At 70.0% G+C, this 19,200-nt stretch carries 15 protein-coding genes; 6 read left to right on the top strand and 9 right to left on the bottom strand.

The window, feature by feature from the left end; translation table 11 throughout:
• Positions 1-59: 59 nt before the first annotated feature.
• The 4 genes from ABT352_RS09685 to ABT352_RS09670 all read right to left on the bottom strand — a co-directional run bounded on the left by ABT352_RS09685 (position 60) and on the right by ABT352_RS09670 (position 6,439).
• Positions 60-1,583: a WS/DGAT/MGAT family O-acyltransferase gene (locus ABT352_RS09685; RefSeq protein WP_350943936.1), complete on the bottom strand. Its 1,524-nt coding sequence runs from the start codon at positions 1,581-1,583 to the stop codon at positions 60-62.
• Between the two features lie 321 nt (positions 1,584-1,904).
• Complete coding sequence (polX, locus tag ABT352_RS09680) at positions 1,905-3,590, bottom strand: DNA polymerase/3'-5' exonuclease PolX (protein ID WP_350943934.1); 1,686 nt, start codon at positions 3,588-3,590, stop codon at positions 1,905-1,907.
• A gap of 216 nt (positions 3,591-3,806) precedes the next feature.
• Positions 3,807-5,120 carry a glycoside hydrolase family 30 protein gene (locus tag ABT352_RS09675; RefSeq protein ID WP_350943932.1) on the bottom strand — a complete coding sequence of 438 codons (1,314 nt, stop codon included), beginning with the start codon at positions 5,118-5,120 and terminating at the stop codon, positions 3,807-3,809.
• 308 nt (positions 5,121-5,428) lie between these two features.
• Positions 5,429-6,439, bottom strand: coding sequence for a LacI family DNA-binding transcriptional regulator (locus ABT352_RS09670; protein WP_350943931.1), 1,011 nt, complete (start codon positions 6,437-6,439; stop codon positions 5,429-5,431).
• Positions 6,440-6,615: 176 nt separating this feature from the next.
• Here ABT352_RS09670 and ABT352_RS09665 point away from each other — a divergent pair, with 176 nt between their 5' ends.
• The 4 genes from ABT352_RS09665 to ABT352_RS09650 are packed head-to-tail and all read left to right on the top strand — an operon-like array spanning position 6,616 to position 11,142.
• Positions 6,616-7,914 (top strand): extracellular solute-binding protein, encoded by a 1,299-nt coding sequence (locus ABT352_RS09665; protein ID WP_350943930.1) that lies wholly within the window; start codon positions 6,616-6,618, stop codon positions 7,912-7,914.
• An 8-nt stretch (positions 7,915-7,922) separates the two neighbouring features.
• The gene (locus tag ABT352_RS09660) at positions 7,923-8,903 is read left to right on the top strand and encodes a carbohydrate ABC transporter permease (protein WP_350943929.1); all 981 of its coding nucleotides are present in this window, start codon (positions 7,923-7,925) and stop codon (positions 8,901-8,903) included.
• Positions 8,900-9,724 carry a carbohydrate ABC transporter permease gene (locus tag ABT352_RS09655; RefSeq protein ID WP_350943928.1) on the top strand — a complete coding sequence of 275 codons (825 nt, stop codon included), beginning with the start codon at positions 8,900-8,902 and terminating at the stop codon, positions 9,722-9,724. Before ABT352_RS09660 ends, ABT352_RS09655 begins: the two co-directional genes overlap by 4 nt.
• A 32-nt stretch (positions 9,725-9,756) precedes the next feature.
• Positions 9,757-11,142 (top strand): glycoside hydrolase family 5 protein, encoded by a 1,386-nt coding sequence (locus tag ABT352_RS09650; RefSeq protein ID WP_350943926.1) that lies wholly within the window; start codon positions 9,757-9,759, stop codon positions 11,140-11,142.
• Positions 11,143-11,542: 400 nt separating this feature from the next.
• Here the strand turns inward: ABT352_RS09650 and ABT352_RS09645 are convergent, their stop codons facing one another.
• From ABT352_RS09645 to ABT352_RS09625, 5 genes are all read right to left on the bottom strand, one after another.
• Positions 11,543-11,881, bottom strand: a complete 339-nt coding sequence (locus tag ABT352_RS09645; RefSeq protein WP_350943924.1) for a hypothetical protein — start codon at positions 11,879-11,881, stop codon at positions 11,543-11,545.
• 792 nt (positions 11,882-12,673) lie between these two features.
• A complete protein-coding gene (locus tag ABT352_RS09640) occupies positions 12,674-13,603 on the bottom strand; it encodes an alpha/beta hydrolase (RefSeq protein WP_350943923.1) in 930 nt (309 codons plus the stop codon).
• A 181-nt stretch (positions 13,604-13,784) separates the two neighbouring features.
• Complete coding sequence (locus ABT352_RS09635; RefSeq protein WP_350943921.1) at positions 13,785-15,290, bottom strand: tripartite tricarboxylate transporter permease; 1,506 nt, start codon at positions 15,288-15,290, stop codon at positions 13,785-13,787.
• Positions 15,291-15,310: 20 nt separating this feature from the next.
• Positions 15,311-15,772 carry a tripartite tricarboxylate transporter TctB family protein gene (locus tag ABT352_RS09630; protein WP_350943919.1) on the bottom strand — a complete coding sequence of 154 codons (462 nt, stop codon included), beginning with the start codon at positions 15,770-15,772 and terminating at the stop codon, positions 15,311-15,313.
• A 1-nt stretch (position 15,773) separates the two neighbouring features.
• Positions 15,774-16,799 (bottom strand): tripartite tricarboxylate transporter substrate-binding protein, encoded by a 1,026-nt coding sequence (locus ABT352_RS09625; RefSeq protein ID WP_350943917.1) that lies wholly within the window; start codon positions 16,797-16,799, stop codon positions 15,774-15,776.
• Between the two features lie 174 nt (positions 16,800-16,973).
• On the opposite strand from ABT352_RS09625, the gene ABT352_RS09620 reads away from it, so the two are divergent.
• Both ABT352_RS09620 and ABT352_RS09615 read left to right on the top strand, forming a co-directional pair.
• Complete coding sequence (locus ABT352_RS09620; protein WP_350943915.1) at positions 16,974-17,657, top strand: response regulator transcription factor; 684 nt, start codon at positions 16,974-16,976, stop codon at positions 17,655-17,657.
• A gap of 6 nt (positions 17,658-17,663) precedes the next feature.
• On the top strand, positions 17,664-19,121 hold the full coding sequence (locus tag ABT352_RS09615) for a sensor histidine kinase (protein ID WP_350943914.1): 1,458 nt from the start codon (positions 17,664-17,666) through the stop codon (positions 19,119-19,121).
• Positions 19,122-19,200 lie beyond the last annotated feature (79 nt).

Raw genomic sequence — 19,200 nt, 5'->3', positions numbered from 1 at the left:
GCCAACTCTATTTCTTGACCGATCACGTGGGCGCGGGGCCTGGCACTCGCGCGCCGCGCTCACGCGGGCACCATCTCCCTGACCGGCTCCCCGGCCGGCAGGGACCGCTCCGTCCGGTCGATCCGCCCGGCCGGCGCGGGCGGATCGATCTGCGCGATCAGCTCGTCCATCGCCTCCCGCAGGTGGCCCATGAGCCGCCACACGTCGGCCACCCGGTCAGGGCAGGACAGGATGCCGAAGTCGAGCGAGCCGTCGTAGGAGAAGCAGGTGATGTTGACCCCGCCGCTCACGTCGGTCAGCACCGACATGGGGTGGTAGGCGAGCACCCTGGCTCCGCACAGGTACAGCGGGAGCTGCGGGCCCGGCACGTTGGAGACGATCAGGTTGATCGGCGGCAGCACGATCGAGGCCAGCCGGAACACCGCGGAGGTCGCCAGCGCGGTGACGGCCGAGGGCAGCAGCGACGACAGCTCGCCCAGCCAGGCCGTGGGGGCGCCGGCGAAGCGCCGCTTGGCGGCGAGCATGGTGCCCGCCATGACGCGCAGGCGCTCGCGGGGGCAGGCCAGGTCGGTCGGGATCGGGGTGACCATGACGGAGATCTGGTTGCCGACCGCCTGCCGCGCGCTCGCGGTGCGGACCGCGACCGGGACCGCGGCGATCAGCGGCCGGTCGGGCAGCGCGTCGCGCTCGTGCAGCCACGCGCGCAGCGCGGAGGCGCACAGCGTCATGACCACGTCGTTGACGCTGGCTCCCGCGCTCCTGGCCACCCGCTTGACGTCCGCGAGCGGGATCGACCCGTAGGAGAAGCGCCGCTCGGGGCCGATCGGGCCGTTGAACGGGGTGCGCGGCGCGGTCAGCATGGGTGCCTCGGACGGCTCCGACGTCCTCCCCGCGATCCTCCTGGTGGCGGCGGCCACCTGGCGGGCGCCGGGCAGGGCCGAGGTGAGCGGCATCGTGTCGAGCTCGGTCGCCATCCGGCCCAGCGAGTACAGCGCCCTGGCGGGCTGGAGCACCGTCCTGGCCACGGCCCCGGCGAGCATGCCGGCCAGGCCGGGGGCGGTGGTCCGCGGGCCGGGCGCCGGCGGCTCGACGGCGCGGGGCTCGGGTGTCAGGTCCAGCAGCGCCGCGAGCAGCTCGGCCCCCGACACCCCGTCGATGGCGCAGTGGTGGACCTTGGCGTACAGGGCGACCCGGCCGCCGGTCAGGCCGTGGATGAGGTGCATCTCCCACAGCGGGCGGGTCCGGTCGAGATGCCGCTCGTGGATCCTGGCCACCGTCTCGGCGAGCTGGGCCTCGTCACCGGGACCCGCGAGGGTCACCTCGTGGATGTGGCCGTCGACGTCGAAGTCGGGGTCTTCCGTCCAGTACGGCCGGTCGAGGCCGAACGGCACGGTGGCCAGGCGCAGCCTCAGCGCCGGCGCCAGGTGCAGCCGCTCGCGGAGCAGCCCGATCAGGCACTCGCGGGTGAGGGCTCCAAGCCTGGAGCAGGCGGGGTCGAGGATGGCCAGTCCTGCGACGTGGGCCGCCGTGGTCGCCGATTCGGCATGAAGGAACTGCGCGTCGAGCGCGGTCAGCTGGCGCATCGGTCGGGCCTCCTGGCGGAAAATGGGAGAACACGCGTTGCCATCATCACCTCGGCACGTTTCCCTCTCGTTTCCTCCGTAGGACCTCCGGCGTCTTTCGGACGTCTCCTCGACGAGGCACGGAGACCCACCGATCGTCGCTCTGCGTAACCTTCCCATTTCACATGGTAGGCACGCCTTCCGGGCGGGGTGGTCTCGGCGATCTTTTCCGAAGGTGATACTCGCTCATGGGTGTTCGGCGTCACCTCTTGCCTTTATTTCCTACCACTTAAATAGGCAATACGTGAAGGGTGACACACCTCGCACACACCGGCCGTCGTCTCAGCGACCGAGGAATGCGAGCAGCCGCTCCAGGGGCCAGGTGTTGATCACGTCGTCGGCGGTGAGCCACCCGCGCTGGGCGACGCCGATGCCGAACCGCTGGTTGCCCAGGTGCGGAACCGCGTGGGCGTCACTGTCGACGGAGAACTTCACGCCGTGGTGGCGCGCCAGCCGCACCAGGTCGGCGGGGAGGTCGGAACGGTCGGGGAAGGAGTCGATCTCCATCGCGGTGCCGGTGCGGGCCGCGGCGCGGAACACCTCGTCCCAGTCGGCGTCCACCGGCGGGCGGATGCCGATCCTGCGGGTGGTCGGGTGGCCGATGATGTTCACCCCCGGGTTCTCGCAGGCGGCGACGAAGCGCCGGGTCATCTCCGCACGCGACTGGTTGAAGTGCGAGTGGACACTGGCCACGCACACGTCGAAGCCCTCCAGCACTTCGGCCGGCCAGTCGACCGAGCCGTCGGGCGCGATGTTCAGCTCGCTGCCGTGCAGCAGCCGCGTCTTCGGATACTGCTTCTGCAGCTCGCGCAGCCGCTCGCGCTGCTGAAGGGCCTTTTCCAGCTTCATCCGGTGCATCGCCAGGTCGGGCGCGTGGTCGGTCACCGCGTAGTAGGAGTAACCGCGGGCCGCGGCGGCGGCGACCATGTCCTCCAGGGAGGCGATCCCGTCGGTCAGGTCGGTGTGGGTGTGCAGGTCGCCCCTGAGATCCTCGACGGTGACCAGCCTGGGCAGCTCGTGCCTGAGCGCGGCGGCGATCTCGCCGTTGTCCTCGCGCAGGGTCGGCGGGATCCACTCCATGCCGAGCGCCCCGAAGACCTCCTCCTCGGAGGCGGCCGCGATCACCCGGTCGCCGTCGAACAGGCCGTACTCCGACAGCTTCCAGCCCTTCTTCACCACGATCTCCCGCAGGTGCACGGTGTGCTCCTTGGAACCCGTGAAGTACATCATCGCGGCGCCCCACGACTCGGCGGGAATGAGGCGCAGGTCGACCTGGACGCCCTGGGCGGTGCGGATCGAGGTCTTCTTCTCGCCCGAGGCGACGACCTCCGCGATATAGGGCTGCGCCTTGAAGTCGTCCATCAGGGACTCGGGGCCGACCGCGAGGATGTCGACGTCGCCGACGGTGTCCTTCATCCGGCGCAGCGACCCGGCGTAGGCGATCCGCTCGGCGCCCGGCAGCGAGGCGATGACCCGCTCGGCCAGGTCCATCGCCGTCCCGGTGTGCATCCTGGCACTGTGCTCGGCGAGGTGCTCGACGCCCTTGAGGAGGTTTTCCACGGTCTTGGCGCCGAAGCCCTTCACGCCGTCGAGGCGCCCCTCCCCGATGGCCTTCACCAGCGCCTCGGGGGAGTCGATGCCCAGCTCCTGGAAGAGGAAGACGGCCTTCTTCGGCCCGAGCGAGGCCACCCGGGTCAGCCGCCTGACCCCCTGGGGGACCTTCTCCCGCAGGTCGTCGAGCTGCCGGAAGCCGCCTCGCTCCAGGTATTCCTCGACCTTCTTCGCGATCGCCTCGCCCACCCCCGGGACGCTCCGCACGGGCACGGCCCCGATGTCGTCGGGAAACCCCGCGATCGCTTTGGCGGCCTTCTGGTAACTGCGGACCCGGAACGCGTCGCCGCCGTTCATCGCGAACAGCTCGGCGTATTCCTCCAGGGCGGCGGCGACGTCATCGTTAGCTCGTGCCATGGGTCCAGCCTAGAAGATCGCACCGACATTTCCCGTCGGGGGCGCCCGGAGAACCGGGCGGCGCGCGCCGCCGCGCCGCCCGGCGCTTCGTGCCCCCCGGTGCCCCCCGGTGCCCCCCGGTGTTTCCCGGGGGTGTCGTGATCCCTCGGTCCCGGCCGTGAGGCGATACGAGGCCGTCTCGTCCGTTACGAGGATCGGTGTTCTCGCACGGGCGCGTCACCGCACGACGACGGTGGTCAGGGAACGCGGGGCGAGGGTGAGGCTCCTGGAAGGCCGCAGCCCTGCCAGCGGGGTGGCGGCGAGAGAGTGCTCACCGTCGGTCAGATAGGCGGTGGCGCGGCCGGGCCGGGTGGTGATCTCGGTGGTGACGGGGACGGTGGAGGTGTTGAGGATCTCGACGACCTCCGAGCCCCCGGTGCCCCCGGCGCCCCCGGCGTTGCGGAAGGCGGTGACCTTCAGCGCCGGGTCGGTCGCGGCGACGGAGAGCCGGACCGCGCCGGGGCGGACGAAGCGGCTGTAGGCGGCCAGTGCCCACAGGCGCTTGGAGACGCGGTAGGTCGCGGTGGCCTCGTCGATCTGGATCAGTCCCCGGGTGGTGCCGCGCGAGGCGCCGAACCAGAAGACGTAGCCGCTCACCCCGCCCAGGGTGAGCGAGTCGTGGATCTGCCGGGCGACCGCGAAGCCGTCGTAGCCGCTGCCGTCGTCCCACGCCTCGTTCCAGGTGGTCCCGTCGGGCGACCACTCCGACATCCACACGGGCCGGTCGGTGGGCAGCGGGCCGTCCACCGGGCTGACGTAGGGGTGCCCGGCGTGCGTGGCGACCCACCGCCGCGCGACGGGGTCGGCCTCGACGGCGGCGGTGTACTCGCGCTGCCGGGCCCAGCCGGCGGCGTCACAGCAGACCACCTTGAGCCCGGTGCGGGCCGCGACCGGGCCGAGCACCTTGACGAACTCGGCGGCCTCGGCGGGGGTGAACCGCATCGAGGCGTACGAGACGGTGAGGTCGGGCTCGTTGGTGAACCCGAGGTCGGTGATCCTGATGCCCTCCCTGGCGTAGAACTTCGTGTACTGGACCAGGTAGTTCGCGTACGCCTGCCGCCATTCCGGCAGCAGTTTCCCGCCGTCGCTGTCGGAGCCGTTGTCCTTCATGTAGCCGGGGGCGCTCCAGGCGTCGGCGTAGAAGCGGCTCACGCCGTAGCGCCTCGCCTCCTTGGCCAGCCATACCTGGCCGCCGTCGTCGCCGTCCCAGACGTACCTCGGGGGCGCGGACGGCCCGCCGGGATCCTCGGGCTGGATGGAGGTCATCAGGTCGTACGGGCTGCCCGCCGGGGAGGAGCCGATGCCCAGACGCAGGATGCTGAGCCCCGCGCCCTTTTCGGGGCTGAGCCACAGATCGAGGATCTCCCGCTGCTTGGCGACGGGCAGCGCGCGGACCAGCTCGTTGCGCCGGAACGCCTGTGAGAAGCCGAAGCCGTCGATCCGCTGCATAACGCCGTGGTGGTCCACCCGGACGTGAGAGACGTTTTCCATGGTGGATGGGCTGATTCCGAGGAGGGGGAGGGTGAGGATCGGTGCCAGCAGTGCCCTGTGGCGTCGAGACATGCGGAAACCCGCTTTCCGAAACTTTCCCAAGATTACCGAGATATTTCGTGGCAAGTAACGTAAATGTTTCGAGGGCGGCCGTCAACAGCCGGTCAGGGCACGGTGGGGGAGGAGGGCGGCGAGGTCCGGCAGGGCCCGCGGCCGGAACGCGGCGCCGCGGGGGTGGTGGCGGGGGTGAGGGCGCACCGGGCCGGGCGCGGGCGGGGGAGGCCGATCGCGGCGGAGGCGGGGCGAGGTCAGCCGGCCGGCGGGGCGGTGCTCTCGCGGACGAGAAGGTCGGTGGCCAGCTCCACCCGCCGGGGCTCGTGCCCGCCTCGGTCGAGCGCGAGCACCATCCGGGTGGCGAGCTCCGCCATCTCCTGGAGCGGCTGGCGCACGGTGGTCAGCGGCGGCCACGCGGAACGTGCCAACGGCAGGTCGTCGAAGCCCACCACGGACAGGTCGTCGGGGACCCGCAGGCCACGCTGCCTGGCCGCCTCGAAGACGCCGAACGCCTGCATGTCGCTGCCGGCGAAGATCGCGGTGGGCGGCTCGTCCAGGGACAGCAGGTCGTGGCCGTGGTCGCGGCCGGAACCGACCAGGAAGTCGCCGTACCTGATCAGCCGCGTGTCCACCGCGATCCCCGCGGTCTCCAGCGCCGCCCGGTAGCCGTCGACGCGGGCCCTGCTGCACAGCATGGTGGCCGGACCGCCGATCATCCCGATCCTGCGGTGGCCCAGTTCCAGGAGGTGGCGGGTCGCGGCCAGGCCGCCGTTCCAGTTGGTGGCGCCGACCGAGGCGACCCCGGGCGGCGGCTCGCCCTCCGGATCCACCACCACGAACGGGATGGACCTGGCGGCCAGCTGGCCGTGCTGGTCGACGCTGATGCGGGAGCCGACCAGGATGGCCCCGTCGGTGCGCCGGGCGGCGATCCGCTCCACCCAGTCCCTGCCCGGTCCGGCGTGGCTGTGCAGGACCGAGACGACCACCCCGGCGTCGACCTCGCGGGCCGCGGTCTCCACGCCGCGCACCAGCTCCATCGCCCACGGGCTCTCGATCTCGGTGAAGACCAGGTCGACCAGGCCGACCGGGACGTCACCCTGACCGGTCCTGCGCTGGTAGCCGTGCTTGTGCAGCAGGCGCTCGATCCGCTGCCTGGTCTCGGTCGCGACCTCGGGCCGTCCGTTGATCACTTTCGAGACCGTGGGCGCGGAGACCCCGGCCTCCTCGGCGATGAGGGCGATCGTCACGCGCGGCTTGGTTGGCATGTGGCGAATACTAACTGAAACCTTTCGGAGACCCTCCGGTGGAGGTGGTCGTTGCTGTTCGGGATCACTACCGCCGGGCTATTGACGTGTAACCGCGAATTTACCTATTCTCCGGATCACGAAATATTCGGGGAAAATATGAAATCTTTCACCTTACCTCCCGAAAGGGGATCTCCATGTTGAGTCGGCGAGGCGTGGTGGCTCTTGCGGTCTCCGCACTGCTTCTCGGAGCCTGCAGTACGACCGGAGACGGCAACGGAGCCCAATCTGGCGCGAGCGCCGGCTCGGACAAGGTCACCTTCGAGTTCTGGAACTTCGCGACGGCGGAACCCCTCAAGGGTTTCTGGGCCGATCGCATCAAGGAGTACCAGGCGGCCCACCCGAACGTCACGATCAAGAACGTCGCGATCGAGAACGACTCCTACAAGCCCAAGCTCGCCACGCTCACCCAGTCGGGCAAGGCGCCCGACCTCTACTCCACCTGGGGCGGCGGCGTCCTGAAGCAGCACATCGAGGCGGGCCTGGTGAAGGACCTGTCCGCGGAGGCCGGCGACGTCATCGGCGGCTTCACCCCGGCGTCACTGTCCGCCTACCAGTTCGACGGCAAGACCTACGGGCTGCCCGTCGACATCGGCATGGTCGGCTTCTGGTACAACAAGGCGCTGTTCAAGAAGGCCGGCATCACCACCCCGCCCGCCACCTGGACCGAGTTCCTGGACGCGGTCAAGAAGCTGAAGGACTCCGGCACCGCCCCGATCGCGCTCGCGGGCAAGGCCAAGTGGCCGGGCCACTACTACTGGGCCTACCTGGCCATGCGGATAGCCGGACTGGACGCGCTCAAGCAGGCCGGCACCACCAACGACTTCACCGGCCCCGACTTCGTCACCGCCGGGCAGCGGCTCAAGGAACTCGTCGACCTCCAGCCGTTCCAGAAGGGCTTCCTGGGCGCCGACTACTCCACCCCCGACGGCCAGGCCGCCAGCGTGAGCAACGGCAAGGCCGCGATGGAGCTGATGGGCCAGTGGGCCCCGGCCGTGCAGAAGGACTCGGGCAAGGGCCTCGGCGACGACCTCGGCTTCTTCACCTTCCCCGCGGTGGAGGGCGGCAAGGGATCGGCGGGCGACGCCTTCGGCGGCGGCGGCGGTATGGCCGTGGGCGTGAACGCCCCGCCCGCCGCGCTGGACTTCCTGAAGTTCTCGCTCACGGCGGAGAACCACAGCAAGGCCGTGAAGGCCGGCGGAGTCCTGCCCGTGCTCAAGGAGGGCGAGGAGGCGGCCGTCACCGACCCCCACATCAAGACGGTCTCCGAGACGCTGGCGGCGGCGAGCGGCTTCCAGCTCTACCTCGACCAGGAGTACCCGCCGGCCGTCGGCCAGGAGGTCAACGACGCCGTGGCCGAGCTGATCGGAGGCACCAAGACGCCTGAGGAGGTCGTCAAGGTCATCACCGAGACGGCCAAGGCGGAGTCGGAGTAACCGCCCGGATGAAGACGATGACAGGGCCGGACGCACGTCCGGCCCCTCACGCGGAAAAACCCGCCGCCCGGCGGGGGGCCGACGGCCCCCGCCGGGGGCGCGGCTGGCTCACCGCGATCCTGTTCGTGCTCCCCGCCCTCGTCCTGTTCGTCCTGCTGGTGCTGACGCCGATCCTGGTGGCCGGCTACACCAGCCTCTACAAGTGGAACGGCATCGGCCCGCCGAGCAACTTCATCGGCCTGGACAACTTCACCCGGCTGTTCCAGAGCGACATCTTCATCGGCGACCTGCGCAACGGCGCCTTCCTGATCGTGCTGGGCCTGGGAGTGCAGCTACCGCTCTCGCTGGGCCTGGCGGTGATGCTGAACCAGAGGATTCGCGGGCGCGCCTTCTACCGGCTGCTGTTCTTCGCGCCGTACATGCTCTCCGAGGCGATCACCGGCGTGCTGTTCTCGCTGATCCTGTCGCCCGAGGCGGGCCTGGCCAACCAGCTGCTCACCTCCTGGGGGCTGGAGCCGTGGTCCTGGCTGTCCGAACCGGACACCGTGATGTTCTCGCTCTTCCTGGTGATCACCTGGAAGTACTTCGGATTCCACATGATCATCTATCTGGCCGGGCTGCAGGGCATCCCCAAGGAGCTGGGCGAGGCGGCCAGGATCGACGGCGCGGGCGGCTGGCAGGTGTTCCGCCACGTCACCCTGCCGCTGCTCGGCCCCACCGTCCGGGTCAGCGTGTTCCTGTCCGTCATCGGCACGATCCAGCTCTTCGACCTGGTCTGGATCCTCACCGAAGGCGGCCCCTCGCACGCCTCGGAGACCATGGCCGTCACCATGTTCGAGTACGGCTTCAAACGCACCCAGATCGGCTACTCCAGCGCGATCAGCGTCGTCATGTTCCTGATCAGCCTCGTCTTCGCCCTCGGCTACCAGCGGTTCGTCCTGCGCCGAGACCTGGAAGGGGCGAGCACCACCATGGGAGACCGCCGATGATCGCCCGGCTCAGGACGTACCCGACGCACGTGATCATCTGGGTCGCGGCCGTCTTCGTCGTCGTCCCCTTCCTGTACGGTCTGCTCGGCGGCTTCAAGTCCTCCAGCCAGCTCTCCGGCAACCCACTGGGCCTGCCCTCCCCGTGGGTCACCGAGAACTACACCGACGTGATCGGTTCCGGCGTGTTCTGGCGCCAGCTCCTCAACAGCCTGTTCATCGCGGTCACGACCACCGTGCTGGTGGTCGGCCTGTCGGCGATGGCCGCCTTCGCCTTCGCCAGGTTCGCCTTCCGAGGCAGGGAGTTCCTGTTCACGCTGTTCGCCATCGGGCTGATGTTCCCCTTCGCGGTGGCGATCCTGCCGCTGTTCGTCCTGCTGCGCACGTTCGGCCTGCTGGACAACCCTCTCGGGGTGATCCTGCCGCAGGCCGCGTTCGGACTTCCGCTGACCGTCATCATCCTGCGGACGTTCTTCCGATCCATCCCCAAGGAGGTCGAGGAGGCCGCCATCATCGACGGCTGCAGTCCTTTCGGCTTCTTCTGGAGAGTGCTGCTGCCGATAGCCAGGCCCGCCCTCGCCACCGTCTCGGTGCTGGCGATCGTGGCGAGCTGGAACAACTTCTTCCTGCCGCTGGTGGTCCTCAACGATCCGAACCTGTGGACCCTCCCGCTCGGTGTCCAGGAGTTCCGAGGACAATACATGTCCGACATCGCGAGGATCCTCGCCTACGTCATGGTCTCCATGGTTCCGGCGCTCGCCTTCTACGCCGTCGCCGAGCGTCAGTTGATCAGCGGCCTCACCGCGGGCGCCACCAAGGGCTGACCCGAATCCCATCGTGTAGAGAGTGAGACACCATGACCCTGAGTGTCGCCGGATCCCGTCTCGTCGATTCGGCCGGCACCCCGGTACGGCTGCGTGGAGTGGGCCTCGGGGGCTGGTTGAACATGGAGAACTTCATCACCGGCTACCCGGCCAACGAGTCCGCGATGCGCGAGGCCGTGCGGGAGGTGCTGGGGGAGGAGCGGGCCGAGTTGTTCTTCGACCGCCTGCTCACCTCGTTCTTCGGCGCGGACGACGCCGCGCTGCTGGCCGGCCTCGGCGCCAACTGCGTCCGCATCCCGATCAACTACCGTCACCTGGAGTCCGACGACCGCCCCTTCGAGATCGTCGAGCACGGCTTCCGTCACCTGGACAGGGTGATCGGCCTGCTCGCCGAGCACGGCATCCGCAGTGTCATCGACCTGCACGCCCTGCCCGGAGCGCAGAACCAGCACTGGCACTCCGACAACCCCACCCACATCGCCGCGTTCTGGCAGCACCGGTACTTCCAGGACCGTGCCGTCCACCTGTGGGAGGTCGTGGCCGACCGCTACCGGGACAACCCCTGGGTGGCCGGATACAACCCGATGAACGAGCCGGGCGACTCCAGCGGGCGGGTCATCGGACCCTTCTACGACCGCCTGGTCAAGGCCATCCGCGCCGTCGACCCCAAGCACGTGCTGTTCCTGGACGGCAACACCTACTCCACCGACTTCTCGATCTTCCGCGAGGTGTACGAGAACACGGTCTTCGTCTGCCACGACTACGCCCTGGCCGGTTTCGCGCACGGAGGTCCCTACCCGGGCCACACCCGTGGCGAGTGGGTGGACCGGGACCAGCTGGAGCGCTCTTTCGAGCGACGGACGATCTTCCAGCGGGAGACCGGCACGCCCATCTGGGTGGGCGAGTTCGGCCCCGTCTACACCGGCACCCCGGAGATCGACCGGCAGCGCTACCAGATCCTGCGCGACCAGCTGGAGATCTTCGATTCCTACGAGGCCGGCTGGTCGCTGTGGACCTACAAGGACGTCGGGCTGCAGGGCCTGGTCAGCGCGGGTGAGCCGTACATGAGCCGCTTCGGTGCCTTCATCGCCAAGAAGGGACGGCTGGGCGCCGACCGGTGGGGCTCGACGATGGAGGAGTCGGCGAGCGAGCTCGCCCCCCTGCATCGGCTGATGGAGACCGAGTTCCCCACCTGGAATCCCTACCCGTGGGGCGCCCGCTACCAGATCGACGACCTGATCCGGCACATCCTCATCGCCCAGGCGCTGCTGCCCGAGTACGCCGAACTGCTGCGCGGCTGCTCCGACGAGGAACTCACCGCCCTGGCCGACTCCTTCGCGCTGGAGCGGTGCGTCCGGCGGCAGCCGCTGCTGGACCTGCTCGCCGAGAACCTGCGCGGCGAGAACCCGGACGGGTGAGAACCCGCGCGGGTGAGAGCCCGAGCGGCGACACCTGGCACGTGCCTCGTTCCCACCCGCTGGGTTTGTCCTACCGCGGGGGGACGGGGCCGGCCGGCAGGTCTCTCAGTGCCGCCACGCGGCCGGCAGATCCTCCGGCGTCCACGCCGCGGCCAGCGGAGGTCCTGGTTCGAAGCCGGCTCTGGACACCGCCGCCTTCGGCGTGTCGGTGGTCACGCCGGGGACGGCGGTGGATCCCTGAACCAAAGCGTCGTAGTCATGACGGTCGAAGGGCCGCGCATCGAGCCACTTGATGGATGAGCAAAGGCCGCTGCCGGCGGTGGACCTGCCGGCAGCGGCCTCCTACGTCGGGAACGCGTCCGGAAACCGGCCGGTCACGCCTCCGTCGACATCGAGTCGCCTACACGTGGGTGTTGTAGAGCGCCCCGCCGCCCCCGCCGGTCGTGACCGTCCGGGTGCAGGAGAGGAAGTACCTGTTGTTCGGGACGGTGAAGTTTTTCGAGGTGGCGTTGGGGCTGGAGTTGGAGAGCGTCGCGCGGGTGGTGCCGCCCGGGTCGATGGCCCGGCAGGTGACGGTCTTGTAGTTGTTGGTGCCCCGGGTGGTCAGGGCGATCTTCGAACTGGCCGCGAGGTAGCCGGTGGAGCAGCCGTAGCCGCCCTCGGGAATGCCGCAGCTCGCGCTGGCCGCCGAAGCGGGTGAGGCGGGCATCATGGTGATACCGACAAGAATACCGGCCATTGCGCAGACGCGGCCGAGTGTCTTCTTCAAAGAAAAGCTCCGCTCCGTAGAGAACACGCCTTTGTGCAGCTGGGCTGGAATTGGCGTGATGGAACCCTGGGCGCATGCGCGAGCACCCCAGGTGCGCGATTTACCCAAGGCAATAAAAGGCGTTGCCGGTTTTAGCCGTAGGGTGGCGCCGGCAGGATGATATGACGGCATCGGCGATCCCGATGTCGTCCGAAGAAAACTCATCGCGTGGCGGATCGATCACCGATTCCGGTGAATCGAAGTGTTTGCTCGATCTGAGCCGGTCGTCGCCCCTGCCGTGTATGAGTCACGGTTGACCAGCCCGGACGGGCCTCCGACACAAACAGCGCTACGCCGGTGGCTACTGCGGTTCCACCTGACGACGGTCGCTGGTGCGATGAAATGTTTTTTGAACCGTGTGATTACCTCCCGTTTCTTGTTACCGGCGGGTTTGCCTTGCCCAGGCAAGGATGGCATCTCTGGTTTCTGCCCGCAACCCCCCTGTCGTCCTGACCGGAAAGGGGGCGGGGGTGTGAGAATTCATTGAGTAGCCCGCGGTGCGGGACAGGCCCAACATGGAATCACAGGTGATTGTCCCGGGCTTCGGAAAGCAGATGGATCGTTCCCAAGGTCTCACGCCCGCGATTGTGGCATGACGGATCGCGAAAGTGGTTCAAGGGGCCGAGGACTTCCGGGGCTCTGGCTTTTCCGAAGGGACGGCGACCCTGAAGGGGCGGCGACCCTGAAGGGCCTGTCGACGCCCCCGTGTGTCGAGGAAACCGGTCAGGCGGGTGTCCGGCCGGTGCCGTTGAGCGCGTCGTTCAGTGCCGCCACCTGGTGTCGCATGAAGGCGCGTGAGACGGCGGCCTTGCTCTGGATCACGTCGAAGCTGTGGTAGGCGCCGGGCACCACGTGCAGCGTGCAGGGGACGCCGGCCTGCCGCAGCCGTTCGGCGTAGGCGACGTTCTCGTCGTGGAACAGGTCGTTGGTGCCGACGCCGATCCAGGCGGGCGGAAGTCCCGCGAGGTCCTCGTAGCGGGCCGGCGCGGCCAGCGGAGGCACCTCGCCGGTGGCCGCGGGGCCGAGGTAGGCGTGCCAGCCGAAGCGGTTGTTCTCCTGGCTCCAGATGCGCAGCCCGCGCCGGTCGACGTCGGTCCGCGCCGTGGTCCGGTCGTCGATCATCGGGTAGGACAGCATCTGCAACACCGGCTTCACCTCGGCGCGCTCCCTGGCGAGCAGCGCCAGCGCGGCGGCGAGCCCGCCGCCGGCGCTCTCGCCGGCGATCGCGATGCGCGCCGGGTCGACGTCGGGTTGTCCGGCCAGCCAGCGCAGCGCCGTGTGGCAGTCGTGCAGCGGTGTCGGGAACGGGTGCTCCGGCGCCCGCCGGTATTCCACCGACGCCGCGACGACCTCCAGCCGCTCGGCGACGTGGCGGCACATGGAGTCTCCCATCGCGGCGGTGCCCGAGACGTATCCGCCGCCGTGGATCCACAGCAGAGCCGGTGCGGGGTTCCTGGCCGACGCCGGCCGGAAGACGCGCACGGAGACGTCGGCGTCGACGCGCACGATCGTCCCCTTCGAGGGGGGCCTGCTCCCGCTGAGCCCTTCCAGCCTGCGGACCAGGCCGAGGGTACGCGGACTGACCACCGAGCGCGGCAGGAACCGCGCCATGCGCAGGTCGGGATTGAAGAGGGGCCCTGACATCGCTGACATCGCTGTCGCCTCCTTCTCTGGCGGGTCGTGCCTGGACGGCGCCCGCCGGCCGAGTTCGGCCACCCGGTGCCGGGAATGCCGCCCACGATAAAGTGGAATGTCTGGCGAATTAGGTAGATATCCGGCTGCCTGCCAGGCGGATGGAGACGAGCGCCTTACCCCGGCCGCCGGGGGAGGGCTCCTACTCCTCCTCGGTGAACACGATCTCGCGGCGCCTGCGGATCGCCGGCAGGACGGTGACGACGAGCGCCGCCGCGGCCAGGGCGAGGAGTGTCGCGGAGATCGGCCGGGTGAGGAGGACCGACGCGTCGCCGCGGGAGATGATGAGCGCCCGCCGCAGGTTCTCCTCGAGCAGCGGGCCGAGGACGAAGCCGAGCAGCAGTGGCGCGGGTTCGCAGCCACACTTGATCAGAAGGTAGCCCAGGATCCCGAAGAACACGATCGCGTAGACGTCGTAGGCGTTGAACGCCAGGGAGTACGTGCCGATCGCGGCGAACAGGATGATCATCGGGAAGAGCACCTGGTACGGGATGCGCAGCATGCGCACCCAGAGGCCGATCAGCGGCAGGTTCAGCAGCACGAGCAGCACGTTGCCGATCCACATCGACGCGATCAGGCCCCAGAACAGCGCCGGCTCGTCGGTGATGACGTTCGGGCCGGGGGTGATGCCGTGGACGATGAACGCGCCGACCATCAGCGCCATCACCGGGTGGGCGGGCAGGCCCAGGGTGAGCAGCGGGATGAACGACGTCTGCGCCGCGGCGTTGTTCGCCGACTCGGGGCCGGCGACGCCCTCGATCGCGCCGTGCCCGAACTCCTGCCGCCGCCTTGAGATCCGCTTCTCGACGGCGTACGAGGTGAACGAGGCCAGCACGTGGCCGCCGCCGGGCAGGACGCCGAGCGCGGAGCCGAGAGCGGTGCCGCGCAGGATCGGGCCGACGATCCGGCGCCGGTCCTCGCGGGTCGGCCAGAGGTTCCTCACCCTGTCGGCGATCGCCGCGGTGGTCCGTCCGTTCTCCAGGTTGCGTAGGATCTCGGCGACCCCGAACACCCCGACGGCGACCGACACGAAGTCGATGCCGCCGTACAGCTCGCGCCGGTCGAACACGAACCGGGGCGTGCCGGTGTAGATGTCCTGGCCGACCGTGCCGAACAGGACACCGAGCCCGATCATCGCCAGTGCCTTGAGCGCCGCGCCGCGCGCCAGCGCGATCGACACGATCAGGCCGAGCAGCACCAGCGAGAAGTACTCCGCGGGGCCGAACGTCAACGCGACGCGGGCGAGCGGCGGGGCCGCGACGGCGAGTACGACGGTGGCGACCGTGCCCGCGAAGAAGGATCCGATCGCGGCGGTGGCCAGCGCCGAGCCGGCCCGGCCCTGCCGGGCCATCTCGTGCCCGTCCAGCGCGGTGACCGCCGCCGACGACTCGCCGGGCAGGTTGATCAGGATGGCGGTCGTCGAGCCGCCGTACTGCGCGCCGTAGTAGATGCCCGCCAGCATGATCAACGCCGTCACCGGCTCGAAGCCGAACGTGATCGGCAGCAGCATCGCCACCGTCGCCGTCGGCCCGATGCCGGGCAGTACGCCGACCGCCGTCCCGAGCAGCACCCCGACGAAGCAGTAGAGGACGTTCTGCAGGAGCAGGGCGGTGGAGAGGCCCAGCGCGAGGTTGTCGAGAAGTTCCATGCCTCAATCCGGATGCCGCGTCAGAACCCCAGCCACGGGCCCCACAGCGGGATCCGCAGCTGAAGTCCGACGACGAAGATGAGCGTGGCGGCCGCGGTGAGCCCGGCGGCCACGGCGACGGCGGTGAGCGGCCGTACGCGCGAGTCGGCCAGCGCGGTGAGCAGGGCGGTCGCCGCCGACGCCGGTACGAATCCAAGGCCCCGGGCGGTGAGGCCGAAGAACACGAGCGCGAGCGTGATGACGGCGGCCGCACGCCAGGGGACCGGCCCGAACGAGATCATCTCGCCGGCGACGAGCCCTTTGACGACGATCGCCAGGCCCAGGACCGTCACGATCGCGCCGGCCAGCAGCGGGAAGGCGCCGGGACCCATCCGCAGCGGGGTGCCCGGTTCGTGGCCGAGCGATCCCGCCACGAACGCGCCACCGATCAGCACGAAGATTCCCCCGGCGAGGACGTCGGGGAGGGATCTGCGGCGCTCCACCTCAGGAGGCCTTGACGCCGGCGTCGGCGATGACCTTGGCCCAGGTGCCGAGCTGCTCTTCGAGCTTGGCCCGTAGCGCCTGCGGGGTCGCGTCCTCGGCCGGGACCGGCACGGTGCCGAGCTTGGCCATCTGCTCGACGACCCCCTGGTCGGCCAGTGCCGTCTTCAGCGCCTCGGACAGTTTCCGAACGGCGTCCTGCGGGGTGCCGGCCGGGACGTAGAGGCCGTGCCACACGCTGACCTGGAGTGCGGGCAGCCCGGCCTCGGCCGTGGTGGGCAGCTCCGGCAGGCTCTTCACCCGCTCCGGCGTGGTGACCGCGTACGCCTTCACCTCACCGGCGGAGATCTGGCCGCTGGTGTTGGTCGTCTGGTCGCACATGAAGTCGACCTGGCCGCCGACGAGGTCGGTCAGCGCGGGGCCGGTGCCCTGGTAGGGAACCTCCTGGAGCTTGACGCCCGCGGCGGTCTGGAAGAGCAGGCCGCACAGGTGGGAGGCGGCGCCGATGCCCGCGTTGGCCAGTGTGACCTCGCCGGCGTTCGCCTTCACATGGGTGACGAGGTCCTGGAGCGTCGCGGGCGCGAAGTCCTTGCGGGCGACGACCGTCATCGGCACCTCGGTGACGAGCCCGACCATCTCGAAGTCCTCGAGCGGCCGGTAGCCCAGGTTCTGGTAGAGGGCGGGCGCCGTCGACATGCCGATGTGGTGCATGAGCACCGTGTAGCCGTCGGGGGCGGCCCGCGCGACCTCGCCGGCGCCGACCGTGCCGCCCGCGCCCTCGACGTTCTGGACGACGATCTTGGCGCCGAGCTTGGCGGCCATCGGTTCGGCGATCATGCGGGTGACGGTGTCGGTCGGGCCGCCCGCGCTGAACGGTACGACGAACGTGATGTTCTGGTCCGGGTAGCCACCGGCGGCGGTGCCTCCGCCGGTGGCGCCCCCGTTACCCGAGCAGGCGGCGACAAGTGAGACGACGCCGATCGTGGCGATCAGCCGTGCGATGGCCCGATGTCTGCCGGTCGTTCTCATGTCGAGGCCTCCTCGTTGGCGCACGCGCATCTGCCGGTATGCGCGCGGCCTCAGTCTCGACCGACGAGGGCGCGAATAGTGTCAGAGAAATCCAAAGAATGCGATGGATGTCAGAGAAATCCAAAAAAGTGAAGGGATGACCAAAAGCCGATCCTCACCGTAAAATCCGCCGGTATGCGGATCACCATCATTGAGGATGACGACCGCGTGGCGCGGGGTCTGGTCACCGTCCTGGCCCAGGCGGGCTTCGAGGTCCACCGCGTCGCCACCGCCGCGGAGGCCGTACGCGCGGCCCCTTCCGATGTGGTTCTCGTCGACCTGGGCCTGCCCGACGGCGACGGGCTCGACGTGATCCGCAGGCTGCGCGACCGCCCGGAGACCGCGGTCATCGCCGTGACGGCACGATCGGAGGAGCACGAGCGGGTCCGCGGCCTGCGCGCCGGCGCCGACGACTACATCGTGAAGCCGTTCGGCATACCGGAGCTGCTGGCCAGGATCGACGCCGTCCTGCGGCGCACCCGGGTGGCCCGTGCGCTGAGCCACCCCGACGAGCCGCTCGTCCTCGGCCCGATGCGGATCGCCGTCGGCACCCGCGAGGTCACCGTCGGCGGCACGCCCGTGACGCTGACCCGCAAGGAGTTCGAGCTGCTCCTGCTGCTGGCCCGGCGGGCTCCGAACGTGGTGAGCCGCGACGTCATCCTCGACCAGATCTGGGGTGCGACCTGGGAGTCCTCCAGCCGCACCCTGGACACCCACATCGCGGCGCTGCGGCACAAGATCGGGCCGGCCGTGCTCATCCGCACGATCCACGGGGTCGGCTATCGGCTCCTGGCCGACCAGCCGGAGCTGATCGGCTGACGCGCCGTGCACCGTCGCCTGCTCGTCGTCCTCGTCCCCCTCGCGGTGCTGCTCGTCGCGGCGCTCGGGGTGCCGCTCGGCGTCACCGTGGCCGAGCGGGAGATGCAGGAGACCTACGTCGATCGGCTCAACGACGTCGGCCGGTTCGCCTCGCTCGCCGACACCGCGCTGACGACCGGGCGGACCGAGGCGCTCCAACAGGAGCTGGCGCGCTACCACGAGCTGTACGGCATCCCGGCCGCGGTGATCGACACCTCGGGTACGGTGCTGCTCGGGCCGGCCGCCGCGTACCGGCGGGCCGCGCGGGCCGAGCGGGCGCTGCCCAGGATCGTGACCGCGGCGCTGGCCGGGGCGAGGTCCGAGCCCTCCGGGGAGTGGGCGCCGTGGGACGGCTCCGCGCTCGTGGTCGCGGAGCCGGTGGGCAGGGACAGCGAGGTCGTCGGAGCCGTCGTGACGATCTCCGGCCTGTCGAAGACGCGCCATCGCATCCTCGTGCGATGGGCCTGGCTCGCGGGGCTCGGGCTGCTTCCGCTGGTCGCGCTGGTGGCCGTCGCCTGGCCGGTGTCGGCGTGGGTGCTGCGCCCGGTGCGGGAACTGGACGCGGCGAGTTCGCGGATCTCACGGGGCGACCTCACCATCCGGGCGGACGCCGAGGCCGGTCCGGTCGAGCTGCGGCGGCTGGCGGAGTCGTTCAACACCATGATGGACGCGGTCGAGAACGCCGTGCAGCGGCAGCGGGCGTTCGTGTCCGACGCCTCACACCAGTTGCGCAATCCGCTCACCAGCCTCCGGCTCGCCGTGGAGAGCCTGGAGCCGCACCTGCGCGAGGCCGGCGGCGGGCGGCAGGTCTACGACGTCGCCGTCGACGAGCTGAAGGCGATGCAGCGGATGCTGAACTCGCTGCAGGCCAGCGCGCGGATGGAGAGCATACGCACCGCGTCGCCGGTGGATCTCGACGCGGTGCTGGCGACCCGGGTGGACCGGTGGCAGGCGCTGACGGCGACGGCGGGGCAGAGGCTGGCGGTCGACGTGCCGTCGGGGCTACGGCTGCTGGAGCCGACGGGCGGGCTGGGCAGCATCCTGGACGAGCTGATCAGCAACGCGTTGCGGTTGTCGGGCGCGCGGGTGGTGGAGGTGCGGGCCGGATTCGTCCCCGGAGGTACGGGCGCCGGAGACGTGGTCACGATCGCCGTCCGTGACGACGGCGAGGGGATCGACGCCTCCGAACGGGCCCAGGCGCTGGGCAGGTTCTGGCGGTCACCGCGGCACCAGAACGTGCCGGGGACCGGCCTGGGGCTGGCGATCTGCGCCGACCTGGTCGGGGCTGCCGGGGGCGAGCTGCGGCTGGAGGACGGGTTGCCGCGTCCGGACGGGACCGGGTACGGATTCGCCGCGGTGGTCGCGCTGCCGGCCGTCCCGGGGCAGGAGCCGCCGCCTGAGGACCGGGCTCCTTCGCGTGCCTGAGGGGTCGGCTCCCTCGCGCGTCCGAGGTCGCGCGTCCAAGGTCGCGCGTCCGAGGTCGTGTGTCTGAGAATTCGGTTCC

Origin of the sequence: Streptosporangium sp. NPDC000563, assembly GCF_040299985.1 — a bacterium.
Lineage (GTDB): Bacteria > Actinomycetota > Actinomycetes > Streptosporangiales > Streptosporangiaceae > Streptosporangium.
This window is presented reverse-complemented; position numbering and strand designations above follow the sequence as displayed.

Bases quoted from the DNA above. Each gene is read 5' to 3' on its own strand.
- ABT352_RS09620 (WP_350943915.1), top strand. From the start codon at position 16,974: ATGCGGATCACCATCATTGAGGATGACGACCGCGTGGCGCGGGGTCTG.
- ABT352_RS09625 (WP_350943917.1), bottom strand. From the start codon at position 16,799: ATGAGAACGACCGGCAGACATCGGGCCATCGCACGGCTGATCGCCACG.
- ABT352_RS09635 (WP_350943921.1), bottom strand. From the start codon at position 15,290: ATGGAACTTCTCGACAACCTCGCGCTGGGCCTCTCCACCGCCCTGCTC.
- ABT352_RS09650 (WP_350943926.1), top strand. From the start codon at position 9,757: ATGACCCTGAGTGTCGCCGGATCCCGTCTCGTCGATTCGGCCGGCACC.
- polX (WP_350943934.1), bottom strand. From the start codon at position 3,590: ATGGCACGAGCTAACGATGACGTCGCCGCCGCCCTGGAGGAATACGCC.
- ABT352_RS09675 (WP_350943932.1), bottom strand. From the start codon at position 5,120: ATGGAAAACGTCTCTCACGTCCGGGTGGACCACCACGGCGTTATGCAG.
- ABT352_RS09640 (WP_350943923.1), bottom strand. From the start codon at position 13,603: ATGTCAGCGATGTCAGGGCCCCTCTTCAATCCCGACCTGCGCATGGCG.
- ABT352_RS09660 (WP_350943929.1), top strand. From the start codon at position 7,923: ATGAAGACGATGACAGGGCCGGACGCACGTCCGGCCCCTCACGCGGAA.
- ABT352_RS09685 (WP_350943936.1), bottom strand. From the start codon at position 1,583: ATGCGCCAGCTGACCGCGCTCGACGCGCAGTTCCTTCATGCCGAATCG.
- ABT352_RS09655 (WP_350943928.1), top strand. From the start codon at position 8,900: ATGATCGCCCGGCTCAGGACGTACCCGACGCACGTGATCATCTGGGTC.
- ABT352_RS09670 (WP_350943931.1), bottom strand. From the start codon at position 6,439: ATGCCAACCAAGCCGCGCGTGACGATCGCCCTCATCGCCGAGGAGGCC.
- ABT352_RS09665 (WP_350943930.1), top strand. From the start codon at position 6,616: ATGTTGAGTCGGCGAGGCGTGGTGGCTCTTGCGGTCTCCGCACTGCTT.
- ABT352_RS09645 (WP_350943924.1), bottom strand. From the start codon at position 11,881: ATGGCCGGTATTCTTGTCGGTATCACCATGATGCCCGCCTCACCCGCT.